We start from the raw sequence: 14183 nt of genomic DNA, 5'->3' as shown, positions 1-14183 counted from the left end.
GCGAGCCACGAAGGGCTCCGCAACCTGTCTCACCAGGCCCTTCGTGGCTCGTCGCTGGCGCTCCTCGCACCTCAGGGAGCAATGGTCATGTCGTTCTTTCGGATCAGGGGGCGGTGGTGGCGCGGCCCCGGGTGAAGTCCGGCGCGCGCTTGCCGACGAAGGCGTCGACTCCCTCGATGCCCTCGGGCAGTCCGGACCGTTCGGAGATGGAGCGGGCTTCGAGGGCGAGGTGCTCGACCAGCGTGGTGTCGGCGGAGACGGCCAACAGATGCTTGGTCATCGCGTCGGCGTCACGGGGACCCGACGCGATGGCCTCGGCGGCCGTGCGCGCGGCGGAATCGACCTCGTCGTCGGCGACGATCTCCGACAGCAGCCCCCACTGCTGGGCCTCGTCGGCGCTGATGACGCGGTCGGTCAAGATGATCTGGCGTGCCCGGGCAGCGCCGACAGCGCGGGGGAGGGTCCAGGTGAGACCCCCGTCGGGAGTCAGACCGATACCGCGGTAGGCGGGCCGCAGCCGGGTCGACGGACCACCGACGGCGACGTCGGCGTGCAACACCAGCGACATGCCCGCGCCGGCGGCCCAGCCCTTCGCGGCGACGACGACGGGGCGGTCCGCCTCATACAGGGCGCCGACGAGCTGGTGGAAGTTGTCGGCGATCTCGCGCAGATAGGTCGGGCGGTCGTCCGCACCGGCGAAGGCGCGCACGTTGCCGCCGGCGCAGAAGTTCTTGCCCAGCCCGACGAGCAGGACCGCCCCCACGTCACGCTGTCCACGCGCGACCTCGCGCAGTGCCTGGGTTCCCGCGGCGAGGGCGGCGTCGTCGAGCGAGTTGCCCGCACCTGTCGTCGAGACCGCGATGGTGAGGACGCCGTTGCGCTCGTGCACCAGAGCGTCGGAGGCGTCTACGGCAGCGGGGGTGGTGGGGTTCGATGAGGCCATGCGCGAAACCCTATCGCGCACACACCAAAGACCCGATGCCGGGGAGCTTGCGCTCATGGCATCGGGTCTCGTGCTCTCGAACTCCCACCCGCGGACGGGCGAGGAGGTCAGACAGCTGCGGTCTTGCCGGCCTTCAGGCAGGAGGTGCAGACGTTCTTGCGCTTGCGGTTGCCGGGGGCGACCTCCACGCGAACGGACTGGATGTTCGGGTTCCAGCGGCGGTTGGTACGGCGGTGCGAGTGAGACACCGACTTGCCGAAGCCCGGGCCCTTGCCGCAAATATCGCAGACGGCAGCCATCGTCGAACTCCCTTGGTAGATGATCATGGTCTGGTGTTCAGCCGCTCGGATCGATCGGCACCACCGGTGGGTGTGCGCGCTCGAGGCGAAAGGCAACCCTGCAAGGATAACCAGGTCGTGGTGGCGTGACCAAATCCGAGCCGATCCGCCACCCGGTCCCGCTCGGTCGCGCCGCACGGTCGGACACCCCGAGTAACCTTGCCCACAACCTCACCAGCCGGTCACGTTGCGCGCGAGAGCACAGTACGTCGCGCGCCGCGTCTGCGAGAAAGAGCCACCGTGTGATCGCCCGCACCGTCAACCCGCAGTTGCTGCGCGATTGGGCCCGAGTCTCGGTCGAACAGCTCGAGTCGCTGCGCGGCGAGATCAACGACCTCAACGTGTTCCCGATCCCCGATTCGGACACCGGGAGCAACATGCTCTTCACGATGCGGGCCGCGGCCGAGGCGGTCGAGAAGACGCCGCCCGACGCGTCGCTGCCCGAGGTCGCCCGCGCCATGGCCGACGGCGCGGTGGCGCAGGCGCGGGGCAACTCGGGGATCATCCTCTCGCAGGTGCTGGTCGGACTCGCGGACGGTGCGGAGATCCTGGGCGACACCGACGCCCTGACGTTCGCCGAACTGTCGACGCTGGGTCTGCGTCTCGGTTCGCTCGCGGCCACCCGTGCGGTGAGCGAACCGCGCGAGGGCACGGTCCTGACGCTGGTGCGGGTCGCCGCGGAATCGGCCGCGGCGCACGAGCACGAGTCCCCGGCCGACCAGGTGCGCGCCGTCGCCGACGACTGCGCCGAAGCGCTCGAACGCACCCCGGAACAGCTGTCGGTGCTCGCGAACGCGGGCGTGGTGGACGCGGGCGGGCGTGGCTTCCTCGCGATCGTGGACGCCATGGTCAAGGTCATCACCGGCGTCTCGCACCGCCGCCGGCGTTACCGGGGCATCCTCACCGACAGCACCACGCTGGGTCACGGACCGGACGACAGCTGCCTCGACGGGAGCGACCAGGACTTCGAGGTCATGTACCTCCTCGACGGCGCGGCCGGCGAGCAGATCGCCGAACTGCGCGAACGTCTGGACGAACTCGGCGACGCGGTGGTGATCGTCGGCGACAGTTCCAGCGGTGAGGGCGAACGCTTCTCGGTACACGTCCACACCTGCCACCCGGGTGCGGCGGTCGAGGCCGGCGCGGGCCTCGGGCAGCTCTCGGATGTCCGGATCACCTGCTTCGCTCTCGATGCCATTCGGGCACAGGCGGATTCGGCTGAGCCGCCGCCCCGGCACAAACGGGCGGTGGTGGTCGTCGTGTCCGGTGACGGCGCGGCCGAACTGTTCGGCGAGGCCGGTGCGGTCGTGCTGCGCGCCGACGACGGGCTCACCGCCCACGAGCTGGGCCGCGCGATCCGCGACACCGACAGCGCGCACGTCGTCGTCATGGCCAACGGCGCATTGACATCGCAGGATCTCGTCACGGTCGCCACCGAGGTGCGTTCCACCCAGCGTTCGGTCCTGATGCTGCCGACGTCGTCGATGACCCAGTGCCTCGCCGCTCTCGCCGTGCACGATCCGAGCGAGGTCCCCGACGTCGACGCCTACGCGATGGCCGAGGCCGCCGCCGGGGCGCGCTGGGGATCGCTGCAGTCGGCGACCACGAGGATGATGACGCTGGCGGGGATGAGCGAGGTCGGTGACGTGCTGGGGCTGATCGGCGACGACGTGCTCGTCGTGGCGCCGGATCAGACGTCGGCGTGCACCGCCCTCGTCGACCTCATGCTCTCCACCGGAGGCGAGCTCGTCACGGTGCTCGCCGGGGTCGAGGTCGACGAGGCCGCCCTCGAGGCCGTCGCGGAGCAGATGCGGCGCAGCTACCCCGGCATCGAATTGGCGGTGTACCGCACCGGACAGCGCACCGATCTGGTCCAGGTGGGTGTTGAGTGACCGAACTGGCACTGTCGGATTCGCTGTCCGACGTCCTGGGGACCAAGCCCGCCGAACAGCTCGCCACCGTCGGCGTGCACACGGTCGGGGAGCTGTTGCGGTACACGCCCCGCCGGTACATCCGACGCGGCCACGTGGTCGACCAGGAGCGGCCCGAACCGGGTGAGTGGCTGACGATCGTCGGACGGATCACCAAGTCCGATCTCATCAAGATGAGGAGCCGCAAAGGGTCGTTCCTCAAGGTGAAGGTCACCGACGACAACGACGTCTACGAGGCCAGCTTCTTCAACGCCCACCGCCTCAAGGGGCTGTTCCGACCCGGTGCACGGGTGATGATGGCCGGCGCGGTCAAGTACTTCCGCGACCAGATCCAGTTGTCGCATCCGGAATGGATGATCCTTCCCGACGGCGATCCGGAGATCGAGGACGTCGTCGGTTCCAAGATGCTGACCGAGATGTACGCGATCGAGGAGCAGATCACCGGAGAGCGCGGCGATCACCCCCTGGTCACCATGTTCGACCGCGACATCCTGCCGATGTACCCGGCCAACAAGAACATTCAGACCTGGGACATCCTCGGCGCGGTCCGTCGGGTCCTGAGTGAGAGCGCGCCGATTCCCGACGCACTCACCGAAGCCGAACGCCGCGCGCGGGGTCTCGTCAGCACCGACGAGGCGATCCGCAAGATCCACCTGCCCGATGCCGAGGACGACGTGAAGGTCGCCGCCCGTCGGCTGAAGTTCGATGAGGCGCTGGCCATCCAGACCGTGCTGGCGCAGCGCCGGCTGGCGGGGCGGAGCGAGTCGGCGCCACCGTGTCCACGCGTGCCCGGCGGTCTCGAGGACAACTTGCGTGACCGACTCCCGTTCACCTTGACCGACGGTCAGGTCGAGGTGGGGGAGGAGCTCGCCGAGGATCTGGCCCGCGCGCAGCCGATGTCGCGGCTGTTACAGGGCGAGGTCGGGTCCGGGAAGACACTCGTGTCGTTGCTGGCAATGCTGCGGGTCGTCGACAACGGGTACCAGTGCGCTATCCTGGCCCCGACGGAAGTGCTTGCCGCACAGCACTACCGGACGATGAAGACGATGCTGGGCGACCTCGCCGAGGCGGGCGAACTGACCGCGGCCGACGGCGCGACGCGCCTCGCGCTGCTGACGGGTTCGATGAAGACCAAGGGCCGGCGCGAGACGCTCCTCGACGTGGTGACGGGCCAGGCCGGGATCGTGATCGGGACCCACGCGCTCCTCGAGGACAAGGTCGAGTTCTTCGACCTAGGACTCGTCGTGATCGACGAACAGCATCGCTTCGGCGTGGAGCAGCGAGATGTGTTGCGCGGCAAGGGACGCGACGGACGGATACCGCATTTCCTCGTGATGACCGCGACGCCGATCCCGCGGACCGTCGCCATGACCGCCTTCGGTGACCTCGAGACCTCGGTCCTCCGGGAGCTGCCGCGCGGCCGGCAGCCGATCACCACGTCGGTGGTGCCCACCGGGAAATCCTCATGGGTCGACCGGGTGTGGTCGCGCGCCAACGAGGAGATCGATGCCGGCCGTCAGGTCTACGTCGTGTGCTCGCGCATCGGCGACGGGCCCGAACCCGAGCCCGACGACAACGAGGAGAAGGGCCCGCGGACGACCTCGGTCCTCGAGCAGTACGAGGCCCTCGTCGCCGGCCCGTTCGCGCACCGACGCGTGGAGCTCCTGCACGGCCGCCTACCCGCCGACGAGAAGAACGCCGTCATGGATGCTTTCGGCCGGGGCGAGGTGGACGTGCTGGTGTCCACCACCGTCATCGAGGTGGGTGTCGACGTGCCCAATGCGACCACGATGGTCATCGTCGACGCCGATCGGTTCGGCGTGAGCCAGCTGCATCAGTTGCGCGGTCGCGTGGGGCGCGGGCGGCATGCGGGTCTGTGCCTGCTGATGACGAATGCCCGGGACGGCTCGCCGTCGATGGACCGCCTCCGCGCCGTGGCCGGTTCGAACGACGGATTCGAGCTCGCGCGAGTCGATCTCGAGCAACGGCGGGAGGGTGATCTGCTCGGGTCCCTGCAGTCGGGCGTCAACACGTCGTTGCGGTTCCTGTCCCTGCTCGAGGACGTCGAGGTCATCGAGGACGCCCGCGAACTCGCGGAAGACGTGGTGAGCGAGGACATCACGCTGCTCGAACACCGGCCGCTCGCCGACCTCGTCGACGGAATCCTCGTACCGAACAAGATCGCGTACCTCGACAAGTCCTGACCGGCTCGGCCTGAGCCCAGTTGTCGCGTGTCGGTGCGCCTGGCGCCACGTTCTGCGACATCGGTACCCGGCCGATCGACACACGGAACCAGAAGGTCGCCGTGTGCGTCTGAGAATGCATGGTGATGCGTTCGCCGACGCTGCGACGACTCCGCATGCGGATCCGATGGATGCGCTGGACGCCGCGGGACTCGCCGTCCTGGTCGCCACGGCAGTGGGCGGTGCTCGTCGCCGCGGTCGTCACAGCAGTGGTGGTCGCCGTCGGCGTCGACGCCTTTCGGGCCGGTCCCGACACCGACCCGAGGATTCGGGCGATGGCGGGGCAGGCGGCGTCGCTGCTCGCCTCGATCCCGATCAGTGCGGGGCGTACCGACCGACAGGATTACGACCGGTCCGCGTTCGGCACCGCGTGGTCGGACGCCGCGTCCGTACCCGGAGGCGGCAACGGATGCGACACCCGTAACGACGTGCTCGCCCGGGATCTGCGCGACATCCGAGCCGGCCCGACGTCGAGTTGTCCGCGTGCCGTACTGGCGGGCGAACTGCGGAGCCCGTACACCGGCGACTTCGTGGTCTTCCGGCGCGATCGGAGCGCGTCGGCGGTGCAGATCGACCACATCGTGCCGTTGTCGTACGCCTGGGACATGGGAGCGTGGGCGTGGCCGCCCGACCGGCGGTTGGACTTCGCGAACGACCCCGCCAATCTCGTTGCCGTCGACGGGCGTTCGAACCAGGACAAGAGCGACTCCGAACCCGCGCGCTGGATGCCGCCGGTCCGGGGATTCTGGTGCCAGTATGCGATACAGTTCGTGACCGTCACGGCTGCATACAGATTGACGGTCGACGAGCCCTCCCGACGCGTCCTGTCGGAGGCGCTGCGGTGTGCGGACTGACGACCATGCGCCGCCGCGTCAATGCGCGCCCGCGCCCTCCGAGTTGTGCAACAGGTTCAGTCCGACGACACCCGTGAGGATGAGGAAGATGCATCCGAGCCGAGCGAGGCCGGCCGGTTCTCGCAGGAACAGGATTCCGTAGATCGCGGTACCGAACGCGCCGATCCCCACCCAGACCGCGTAGGCCGTGCCCAGGGGGATCGAGCGGATCGCGTAGGCGACACCGGCCATGCTCACGATCACCCCGATGATGAACAGGGCCGTCCACATCGGACGTGTGAAGGTGTTCGACTTCTCCAGAGCTGCCATGTAGATGATCTCGACCAGACCCGCGGTCACCAGGACAAGCCACGCCACTTCGCGATCGCTCCCGTCTTCGGACATCTGTACGGCGTCACAGTAGGCGGGAGACGGGCGGGATGCGCGCCGAGATCAGTCCGAGAACGACGGAGGTCCTCCCGCCGGCCGCTTCACCTGTGCGAATGCCGAGACGCCCGCGAGCGTCACCAGAGACGAGAAAAGTGCGTCCGCTTCGTCACCGGTCGGGATGTCGGAGAGGACGGGACCGAAGAAATGGTTGCCGTCGATCCCGGTGATGGGGCTCCCGCCGGCCTCGCCCAGAGCATCCTGGCCTCGTTGGTGCGACGCGCGCAGGGCGTCGTCGAACGACTCGTCGTCCATGGCCTCGGCCAGGCCGACGGGGAGGCCGGTGTCGACGAGGATTTCCGACACCGTCGCGGGAGTCATCTCGTCGCCCGCGTGGTGCAGCCGTCGGCCGATCGCCGAGTAGAGCGGTTCGAGGGAGTCGGTCCCGGACTCGTCGACGGCCGCCGTCAACACACGTCCGAGCCTCCGCGAGGTGTCGAGTTGCTGCCGCTGCTCGTCGGAATCCGGCTCCTGGTCCTCGTTCAGGATGGCCAGACTCATCACGTGCCAGTCGACGGAGGCATCGTGTGCCTGCGCCTGGTCGATGAGCCACCGCGAGGCCGCCCACGCGAAGGGGCACACGGGGTCGAAGTGGAAATCGAAGTGGGTCATGAGAACTCCGTTGGTCTCGGACGAATGTGCAAGGGGTTCAGGACTGTGCGGTCAGGGAATCGATCGCGGCGCGCAACTTCACCGCGGCATCACGTGCGACCGGTTCGAGGTCCGGTTCGCCCGAGACCTGGACCATGAGATCGGGGTTCATCGCCTCGACCAGCGTGTGGTCGGGGTTCCCCGGGTCGGAGCGGACGACGACGTTGCACGGCAACAGCAACCCGATCTGCCGCTGGACGCCGAGCGCCCGATGCGCCAGCGGCGGATTGCACGCGCCGAGTATCAGGTACGGCTCCATGTCCTCATCGAGTTTCGTCTTGAGCGTCGCCTGGACGTCGATCTCGGTGAGGATGCCGAATCCCTGATCGGCGAGCGCGGCTCTGGTCCGTTCGACCGCCTCCGGGAAGGGGTGCGGCAGCGTGGTGGTCAGTGCGAGTGACATCGTGTGTCCTTTCTTGTCGGCCCTCAAGGGGCGTGTACCCGATTCGGGTGAGGTCAATGCTTGAAGCTGATCGACGGGAGGATCCGGCGCAACCAGGATGGTGTCCACCACGCCGCCCGGCCGGTGATGCGTAGCAGCGCCGGCAGGAGGGTGAGGCGGATCAGGACGGCGTCGAGCAGGACTGCCACACCCAGGATGATCCCCATCTCCTTCGGAGGGAGTGGTTGGGCCAGGGCGAAGGTGAAGAAGACGGCGACCATGACCGCAGCTGCGGCGAAGATGATCCGCCCGGAGTGGGCCATGCCGTCGACCTGCGCGGTCGATGGATCCCCGGAGCGTTCGTAGTGTTCTTTGGCGGTGGCGAGGAGGAACACGGTGTAGTCCATCGCGATCGCGAAGATCATGGCGAAGAAGAACACGGGGGCCCAGCCGTCGAGAAATCCCTGAGGTGTGAAGCCCAGCAGGTCTGCCAGGTGCCCGTCCTGGAAGATCAGCTTCGCGACGCCGAACGCCGCGGCGGTGGACAGCAGGCTCACCACAGTGCCGATGAGTGCGATCAGCGGCGCTTGGAGTGACACCAGCAGCAGGACGAAACCGAGGACGAGAATGACGGCGACGACCAGCGGGAAGTAGTCGTTCAGAGCGTGCTGCAGGTCGAGGTTCTCGGTGGGCGCGCCGCCGACGAGAGCGCCGTCGGGCAATGCGTCACGCAGGTCGTCGACGATTGTGGCCATCTGGCCGGCGGACGGGTCGACGGTCGGAAGAGCCTGCATGAGAACGAGGTCCGAGTCGTCCGCGGCCGGCGTCGCGGGAGTGACCATGGTGATCCCCGGGGACTGCGCCGCGACCGCGGCGGCCTGCTGCGCCTCGTCGGCGGGTGCGACGATTTGCAGCATCCCCGGTGCGCCCTCGCCCATCTGCGACTGCACGAGTTCATAGCCCTGGCGGACGGGCGCGTCGGCCGGGACGACGCCGATGGAGGGCATAGCGACCTTCAACCCGACGACCGGGATCGCGAGCGCGACGAGAACAACCAGGGAGCCGGTGGCGACAGCCCACGGATGGCGCTGCAGGAAGCCGCCCCAGCGTGCGAACACCGGCGATCGGTGCTGCTGGCGGCGCGCGTACGGCAGCGAGACCGCGTTGATCCGGCCACCCAGGGCGCCCAGCGCGGCGGGTAGGAGAGTGAGGGTTGCCGCGAGGACGAAGGCCACCGCGAGCATGATGCCCACCGCCATCGTGCGCACCGCCGGTGCCGGAACCAGCAGCACGGCCGACAGGCTCACCAGAACCGTGATGCCGGACAGCAACACCGCCTTGCCTGCGGTGTCCATCGTCTGCGCCACCGCCGCGCGCATGTCGTCGCCGTGCTCCCGGACCGAGTCGCGGAACCGCGACACCAGGAACAGTGCGTAGTCGATGCCCAGCGCCAGCGCGAACATCATCGCGAAGTTCATGGCCCACACCGAGATCGGGGTGACCTGGTTCAACAACACCAGGCCGCCCGCGGATGCGACGAGACCGGCGATGGTCAGCAACAATGGGAGACCGGCCGCGACGAGCGACCCGAAGGCGAGCACCATGATCGTCAGCGTGACCGGCCATGAGAACAGCTCGGCCTTGATCATCGCGTCGTGATTGGCCTCGTTGAAGTCGCTCCACAGGGCCGAGGCACCCGTCGGGTACACCTCGATCCCGTTTCCGGACAGGGCGATCAACGCGTCCTTGTGCTCATCGACAGCGCGCACCATCTCGTCGGTGTCGGCGGCCGCGCCCACTATGACGATCCCGGTGTGGCCGTCCGGGCTGATCGACGTGCCGGGCTGTGGCGGGACGACCTGGGCGAACCGGCTGTCCGTCCCCGCCAGTGCAGCGATCTCGCCGACCACCTCTCGAATCGCGGGACCGTCGACCGTGTCGCGCTCGGAGTGGACGACCACATGGACCGCTGCCGACGAGTTCCCGCCGAAATGTTGCTGAGCCAGCTCGCGGACCTGCACGGACTCCGACCCGTCGGCCTGCCAGCCCGCGCCCGCGAGTGCGGAAAACACCGACGGCGCCGCGGCTCCCAGGACGAGCAGGACGAGGAGCCACACGCCGAACACCCAGCGGGCGTGCGCGGCCATGGCCGCACCCCACCGGCCGAGGCCCCCGGGCGGGGAGCCCGCGGGGTCGGTAGTGGTCGCCTCGTCGGACAGAGGTGTGATCGGCGCCATGGATATCCTTTCGTATATACCCCTGGGGGTATCTGTCTGGCGGCTAACATACCCATGGGGGTATCTTGACGTCAAGAATTCAGCACCCAACCGGACGTCGGTGGTGCACGACAGCGAGGAGGCCTCGATGGCCGATGACAAGAGGCCCCACGTGGCCGTCGGCGACGATGCGATGAGTGCCGTCCTCAACCGTCTACGCCGAGCGCAGGGGCAGCTCGCCGGCGTGATCGCGATGATCGAGGCCGGGCGTGACTGCAAGGATGTAGTCACCCAGCTCGCCGCGGTGTCCCGCGCGCTCGACCGCGCCGGCTTCAAGATCGTGGCCTCGGGAATGCGGCAGTGCATCGAGACCGTTGACGGTGAGCAACCGCCGTTGACCGAGGCAGAGCTGGAGAAACTCTTCCTCGCACTCGCCTGAGGCGCCGACCGTGGATCTCGTTGGGGACTCCGAAACTGCGGCGTTACTCTGAGAACGGCACTGTCCGGGCGGTTGCGCCCGGAACCACCGAAGTCGAGGATGTTGATGAGCGCACCCACCGCAGAGCAGTCCGTCGCCGAAGGCGGCTCCGGCGCCGAGAAGTCCGACACCGAGAAGGTCGTTCTCGGGCTTGCCCGTGCCGCCAAGTCGGCGTCCCGCTCGCTGAGCGGTCTGACGACCGCGGGCAAGAACGAGGTCCTGCTCGCCGCGGCCGACGCCATCGAGGCGGCCACCGACACCATCCTGGCCGCGAACGCCGAGGACATCGCACGTGCCGAGGCGGCCGACATCGAGGTGAGCCTGCTCGACCGGCTGCGGCTCGACGCGTCGCGCGTGGCCGGTATCGCCAACGGTCTGCGGCAGGTCGCCGTGCTCCCCGACCCGATCGGTGAGGTGGTTGCGGGGAAGACCCTCCCCAACGGGCTGCAGCTGCGTCAGCTGCGCGTGCCCCTGGGGGTCGTGGGCATCGTGTACGAAGCGCGCCCCAACGTCACCGTTGATGCGTTCGGGATCTCCTTCAAGTCCGGGAACGCGGTGCTGCTGCGTGGCTCGTCGTCGGCCGCGTCGTCGAACGCCGAACTCGTGCGCGTGCTGCGGGAGACCCTGTCGGCCAAGGGGGTCAGCGCGGATGCGGTGTCGCTGCTGCCCAGCGACGATCGGTCCAGCGTGACCGCGCTCATCCGGGCGCGCGGACTCGTGGACGTGGTCATCCCCCGTGGCGGCGCGGGCCTCATCGAGGCCGTGGTGTCGAATGCGACGGTCCCGACGATCGAGACCGGCGTCGGCAACTGCCACGTCTACGTCCACGCACTCGCCGACCTCGATGTCGCGGCGCGTGTCATCCTCAACTCCAAGACCCGCCGGCCGAGTGTCTGCAACACCGCGGAGACCGTGCTCATCGACAAGGCCGTCGCGGCCGACGCGCTGCCGCGGATCACCTCGGTGCTGCAGACCCAGGGCGTGGTCATCCACGGCGACGAGCCGGGTATGGAGCCGGCCACCGAGGACGACTGGTCCATGGAATACCTGTCGATGGACATCGCGATGAAGGTGGTCGACGGGCTCGACGCCGCGGTCGCCCACATCGACACCTACGGAACCGGCCACACGGAGGCGATCATCACCACCGACCTGGCGGCCGCCGACGAGTTCACCCGGCGCGTGGATGCCGCCGCCGTCATGGTCAACGCATCGACCGCCTTCACCGACGGCGAGCAGTTCGGCTTCGGCGCCGAGATCGGCATCTCCACCCAGAAGCTCCATGCCCGCGGCCCGATGGGTCTGCCGGAACTGACCTCGACCAAATGGGTGGTCTGGGGCAACGGCCACGTGCGGCCCGCCTGATGAGCGCGACGACCCCGGACGCGGGGACCGCGGGATACACCGGCTCGGGCCCGGCCGTCGTGCCGTCGTTCGAGGGTGTCGACGACGTCGTCGGTCGCCTTCGCGCGACGGGTTACCTCGCCGACGACGCGACCGCGACCTCGACCTTCCTGGCCGACCGTCTCGGCAAGCCGTTGCTGGTCGAGGGGCCGGCGGGTGTCGGCAAGACCGAACTCGCCCGGTCCATCGCGGCGGCCACGGATGCCGAACTCATCCGCCTGCAGTGCTACGAGGGCATCGACGAGGCCCGCGCGCTGTACGAGTGGAATCACGCCAAGCAGATCCTGCACATCCAGGCGACGGGGGACCGCGCGTGGGATGAGGCCAAGGCCGACATCTTCTCCGACGAGTTCCTCCTGCCGCGGCCGCTGCTCAAGGCGATCTCGCGCGAGGGTGCCACCGTGCTCCTCATCGACGAGGTCGACAAGGCCGACGTCGACATGGAGGGTCTGCTGCTGGAAGTGCTCAGCGATTTCGCGATCACCATCCCGGAGATGGGAACCGTTGCCGCTCAGCGTCGTCCGATCGTCTTGCTGACATCGAACGCGACCCGTGAACTGTCCGAGGCACTCAAGCGTCGTTGTCTGTACCTCTACATCGACTTCCCGGATGCCGAGCGCGAGAAGGAGATCCTCGCGTCGCGGGTGCCGAACCTGTCGGATTCGCTCAGCGCCGAGCTGGTGCGGATCGTCGGTGTCCTACGCACACTCGACATCCGCAAGAAGCCGTCGGTGGCCGAGACGATCGACTGGGCGAACACTCTGTTGGCGCTGGGAGCCGGGGAGAAGGCCACGGCGAAGAGCGGTGGCGGATTCGACGACGGACTCATAGCGCGGACGCTCGGTGTCGTGCTGAAGCACCGGCCGGACCTCAAGACGGCTCTCAAAGAACTCAAGCTGGGCTGATGACGGCTCCGCTCGTCGCGCACCTCACCGATTTCGTCGACGAGTTGCGTCGTCGCGGGATCGTGGTCGGGCCGTCGGCGCTGATCGATGCGGCGAGTGCGATGGAGGTCCTCGATCTCCTCGAACGCCCCCGTCTGCGCGAGGGGCTCGCGACGACACTGCTCGTCGATCACGCCCATCGCGGTGTGTTCGACCGGGTCTTCGACCTGTGGTTCCCGCTCGGCGCCGGAATGCGCACGGTGACCGAGGATCTCCCGCGGACCCCCGACGGCGAGCTCGATGTCGAGGCGGTCCGGGACGCGCTGGCGGAGATGCTCGCTGACGACGCGTCGGCGAACGACGGCCGGCTCGACCAGGCCATCGCGATGATCGTCGACGAGTTGGGGCGTTACGGATCGACTCGGGGCGAGGCGTTCTCGGCCTATCAGGCCATCACCGCGGTGAGTCCGCAGACACTGATCGCGAAGATCGCGGCGGCCATGGCCGGTGATGGCGACGGGGACGGCGGGCGGGCCGGTACGGAACCGCTCTACCGGCAGGCGGCGCGCCAGAAGGCCAATGATCTGCGTGCGGCGATCGAGCGAGAGACACAGCGGCGCATGGCCGACCGCAATGGCCGCGAGAAGGTCGGCGCCTACGCGGTGCCCCCGCTACCGGAGAACGTCAACTTCCTGTCGGCGGGTGCCAAAGAACAGGTGGAGATCCGCAAGACCATCGAACCGCTGGCAAGATTGCTGGCCGCGAAGCTCGAGACGAGGCGACGGCGCGCTCACCGCGGCGCGGTCGACGTCCGGAAGACGCTGCGCGCCTCGATGTCCACCGGTGGGGTGCCCATCGAACTCAGTCACCGCAAGCCCCGCCCGGGGCGGCCCGAACTCATCATCATCTGCGACGTCTCGGGGTCGGTGGCCGGGTTCAGTCAGTTCACGTTGCGCTTGGTGTATGCACTGCGGCAACAGTTCTCGAAGGTGCGGGTGTTCGCCTTCGTCGACACCGTCGACGAGGTGACCGACTACTTCGACCACGGCGAAGAGGATTTCGGTGCGGCGATGCACCACATGATCTCCACCGCGCGGATCTCCACCCGCGACGGTCACTCGGACTACGGCAACATGCTGGCCGGGTTCGTCGCCGACTACGGCGATACGCTGACCCACCGGGGTGCGTTGCTGATCCTCGGGGACGGGCGGAACAACTATCACGATCCGCACGCCGACGCGCTCGCCGAACTGGTGGAACGGGCCCGGCACGCCTACTGGCTCAACCCGGAGGCCAAGCAGCACTGGGGCACGGGTGACTCGGTCGCGACCGATTACGCGGACGTGATCGACATGTTCGAATGCCGGAACGCCACACAACTGGGCACGGTCATCGCCGACCTCCTGCCGATCTGACCAGCGCTGCCGATTCGC

Annotated in this window: 13 protein-coding genes; 7 read left to right on the top strand and 6 right to left on the bottom strand. The window is 68.3% G+C overall.

The genetic code is table 11. The annotated features are described in order from the left end of the window. Nucleotides 1-103: 103 nt before the first annotated feature. Nucleotides 104-943 (bottom strand): enoyl-CoA hydratase/isomerase family protein, encoded by an 840-nt coding sequence (locus B1818_RS12360; protein ID WP_078112915.1) that lies wholly within the window; start codon nt 941-943, stop codon nt 104-106. A gap of 107 nt (nt 944-1050) precedes the next feature. Then, nucleotides 1051-1242: a 50S ribosomal protein L28 gene (gene rpmB / locus B1818_RS12355; protein ID WP_004023092.1), complete on the bottom strand. Its 192-nt coding sequence runs from the start codon at nt 1240-1242 to the stop codon at nt 1051-1053. Nucleotides 1243-1523: 281 nt separating this feature from the next. Here rpmB and B1818_RS12350 point away from each other — a divergent pair, with 281 nt between their 5' ends. The 3 genes from B1818_RS12350 (at nt 1524) to B1818_RS12340 (ending at nt 6309) form a co-directional block, all read left to right on the top strand. Beyond that, nucleotides 1524-3173 (top strand): DAK2 domain-containing protein, encoded by a 1650-nt coding sequence (locus B1818_RS12350; RefSeq protein ID WP_078112914.1) that lies wholly within the window; start codon nt 1524-1526, stop codon nt 3171-3173. Then, nucleotides 3170-5416 (top strand): ATP-dependent DNA helicase RecG, encoded by a 2247-nt coding sequence (recG, locus tag B1818_RS12345; protein WP_078112913.1) that lies wholly within the window; start codon nt 3170-3172, stop codon nt 5414-5416. The genes B1818_RS12350 and recG overlap by 4 nt, the downstream gene beginning before the upstream one ends. Before the next feature lie 119 nt (nt 5417-5535). Beyond that, nucleotides 5536-6309 carry an HNH endonuclease family protein gene (locus B1818_RS12340; RefSeq protein ID WP_058252111.1) on the top strand — a complete coding sequence of 258 codons (774 nt, stop codon included), beginning with the start codon at nt 5536-5538 and terminating at the stop codon, nt 6307-6309. An 18-nt stretch (nt 6310-6327) separates the two neighbouring features. On the opposite strand, the gene B1818_RS12335 is transcribed toward B1818_RS12340, so the two are convergent. From B1818_RS12335 to B1818_RS12320, 4 genes are read right to left on the bottom strand one after another with little or no spacing between them, the layout of a single operon-like run. Next, the gene (locus B1818_RS12335) at nt 6328-6693 is read right to left on the bottom strand and encodes a multidrug efflux SMR transporter (RefSeq protein ID WP_323055846.1); all 366 of its coding nucleotides are present in this window, start codon (nt 6691-6693) and stop codon (nt 6328-6330) included. Nucleotides 6694-6741: 48 nt separating this feature from the next. Further along, on the bottom strand, nt 6742-7347 hold the full coding sequence (locus tag B1818_RS12330) for a hypothetical protein (protein ID WP_078112912.1): 606 nt from the start codon (nt 7345-7347) through the stop codon (nt 6742-6744). Between the two features lie 37 nt (nt 7348-7384). Then, entirely contained in the window at nt 7385-7789 is a 405-nt protein-coding gene (locus tag B1818_RS12325; RefSeq protein WP_058252109.1) for a DUF302 domain-containing protein, read from the bottom strand. A gap of 53 nt (nt 7790-7842) precedes the next feature. Next, nucleotides 7843-10005 (bottom strand): MMPL family transporter, encoded by a 2163-nt coding sequence (locus tag B1818_RS12320; RefSeq protein ID WP_065632725.1) that lies wholly within the window; start codon nt 10003-10005, stop codon nt 7843-7845. 127 nt (nt 10006-10132) lie between these two features. Here B1818_RS12320 and B1818_RS12315 point away from each other — a divergent pair, with 127 nt between their 5' ends. The 4 genes from B1818_RS12315 to B1818_RS12300 all read left to right on the top strand — a co-directional run bounded on the left by B1818_RS12315 (nt 10133) and on the right by B1818_RS12300 (nt 14165). Continuing rightward, nucleotides 10133-10423 (top strand): metal-sensitive transcriptional regulator, encoded by a 291-nt coding sequence (locus B1818_RS12315; RefSeq protein ID WP_197414683.1) that lies wholly within the window; start codon nt 10133-10135, stop codon nt 10421-10423. Between the two features lie 105 nt (nt 10424-10528). Further along, nucleotides 10529-11827 carry a glutamate-5-semialdehyde dehydrogenase gene (locus B1818_RS12310; protein ID WP_058252189.1) on the top strand — a complete coding sequence of 433 codons (1299 nt, stop codon included), beginning with the start codon at nt 10529-10531 and terminating at the stop codon, nt 11825-11827. Continuing rightward, nucleotides 11827-12771 (top strand): MoxR family ATPase, encoded by a 945-nt coding sequence (locus B1818_RS12305; RefSeq protein ID WP_175401209.1) that lies wholly within the window; start codon nt 11827-11829, stop codon nt 12769-12771. The genes B1818_RS12310 and B1818_RS12305 overlap by 1 nt, the downstream gene beginning before the upstream one ends. Next, nucleotides 12771-14165, top strand: coding sequence for a VWA domain-containing protein (locus B1818_RS12300; protein ID WP_078112911.1), 1395 nt, complete (start codon nt 12771-12773; stop codon nt 14163-14165). The genes B1818_RS12305 and B1818_RS12300 overlap by 1 nt, the downstream gene beginning before the upstream one ends. Nucleotides 14166-14183: the final 18 nt, after the last annotated feature.

The organism is Gordonia sp. IITR100, from assembly GCF_002009645.1.
In the GTDB taxonomy this organism is placed as follows: Bacteria; Actinomycetota; Actinomycetes; order Mycobacteriales; family Mycobacteriaceae; genus Gordonia; species Gordonia hongkongensis.
The sequence above is the reverse complement of the archived record's forward strand: the minus strand, read 5'-3'. Positions and strand labels throughout refer to the sequence as shown.

What these genes read in the sequence shown, in the direction of transcription:
- B1818_RS12360 (WP_078112915.1), bottom strand. Translation starts at nt 943, where the DNA reads ATGGCCTCATCGAACCCCACCACCCCCGCTGCCGTAGACGCCTCCGAC.
- B1818_RS12320 (WP_065632725.1), bottom strand. Translation starts at nt 10,005, where the DNA reads ATGGCGCCGATCACACCTCTGTCCGACGAGGCGACCACTACCGACCCC.
- B1818_RS12315 (WP_197414683.1), top strand. Translation starts at nt 10,133, where the DNA reads ATGGCCGATGACAAGAGGCCCCACGTGGCCGTCGGCGACGATGCGATG.
- B1818_RS12330 (WP_078112912.1), bottom strand. Translation starts at nt 7,347, where the DNA reads ATGACCCACTTCGATTTCCACTTCGACCCCGTGTGCCCCTTCGCGTGG.
- B1818_RS12300 (WP_078112911.1), top strand. Translation starts at nt 12,771, where the DNA reads ATGACGGCTCCGCTCGTCGCGCACCTCACCGATTTCGTCGACGAGTTG.
- rpmB (WP_004023092.1), bottom strand. Translation starts at nt 1,242, where the DNA reads ATGGCTGCCGTCTGCGATATTTGCGGCAAGGGCCCGGGCTTCGGCAAG.
- B1818_RS12305 (WP_175401209.1), top strand. Translation starts at nt 11,827, where the DNA reads ATGAGCGCGACGACCCCGGACGCGGGGACCGCGGGATACACCGGCTCG.
- B1818_RS12340 (WP_058252111.1), top strand. Translation starts at nt 5,536, where the DNA reads ATGGTGATGCGTTCGCCGACGCTGCGACGACTCCGCATGCGGATCCGA.
- B1818_RS12310 (WP_058252189.1), top strand. Translation starts at nt 10,529, where the DNA reads ATGAGCGCACCCACCGCAGAGCAGTCCGTCGCCGAAGGCGGCTCCGGC.
- B1818_RS12325 (WP_058252109.1), bottom strand. Translation starts at nt 7,789, where the DNA reads ATGTCACTCGCACTGACCACCACGCTGCCGCACCCCTTCCCGGAGGCG.
- B1818_RS12335 (WP_323055846.1), bottom strand. Translation starts at nt 6,693, where the DNA reads ATGTCCGAAGACGGGAGCGATCGCGAAGTGGCGTGGCTTGTCCTGGTG.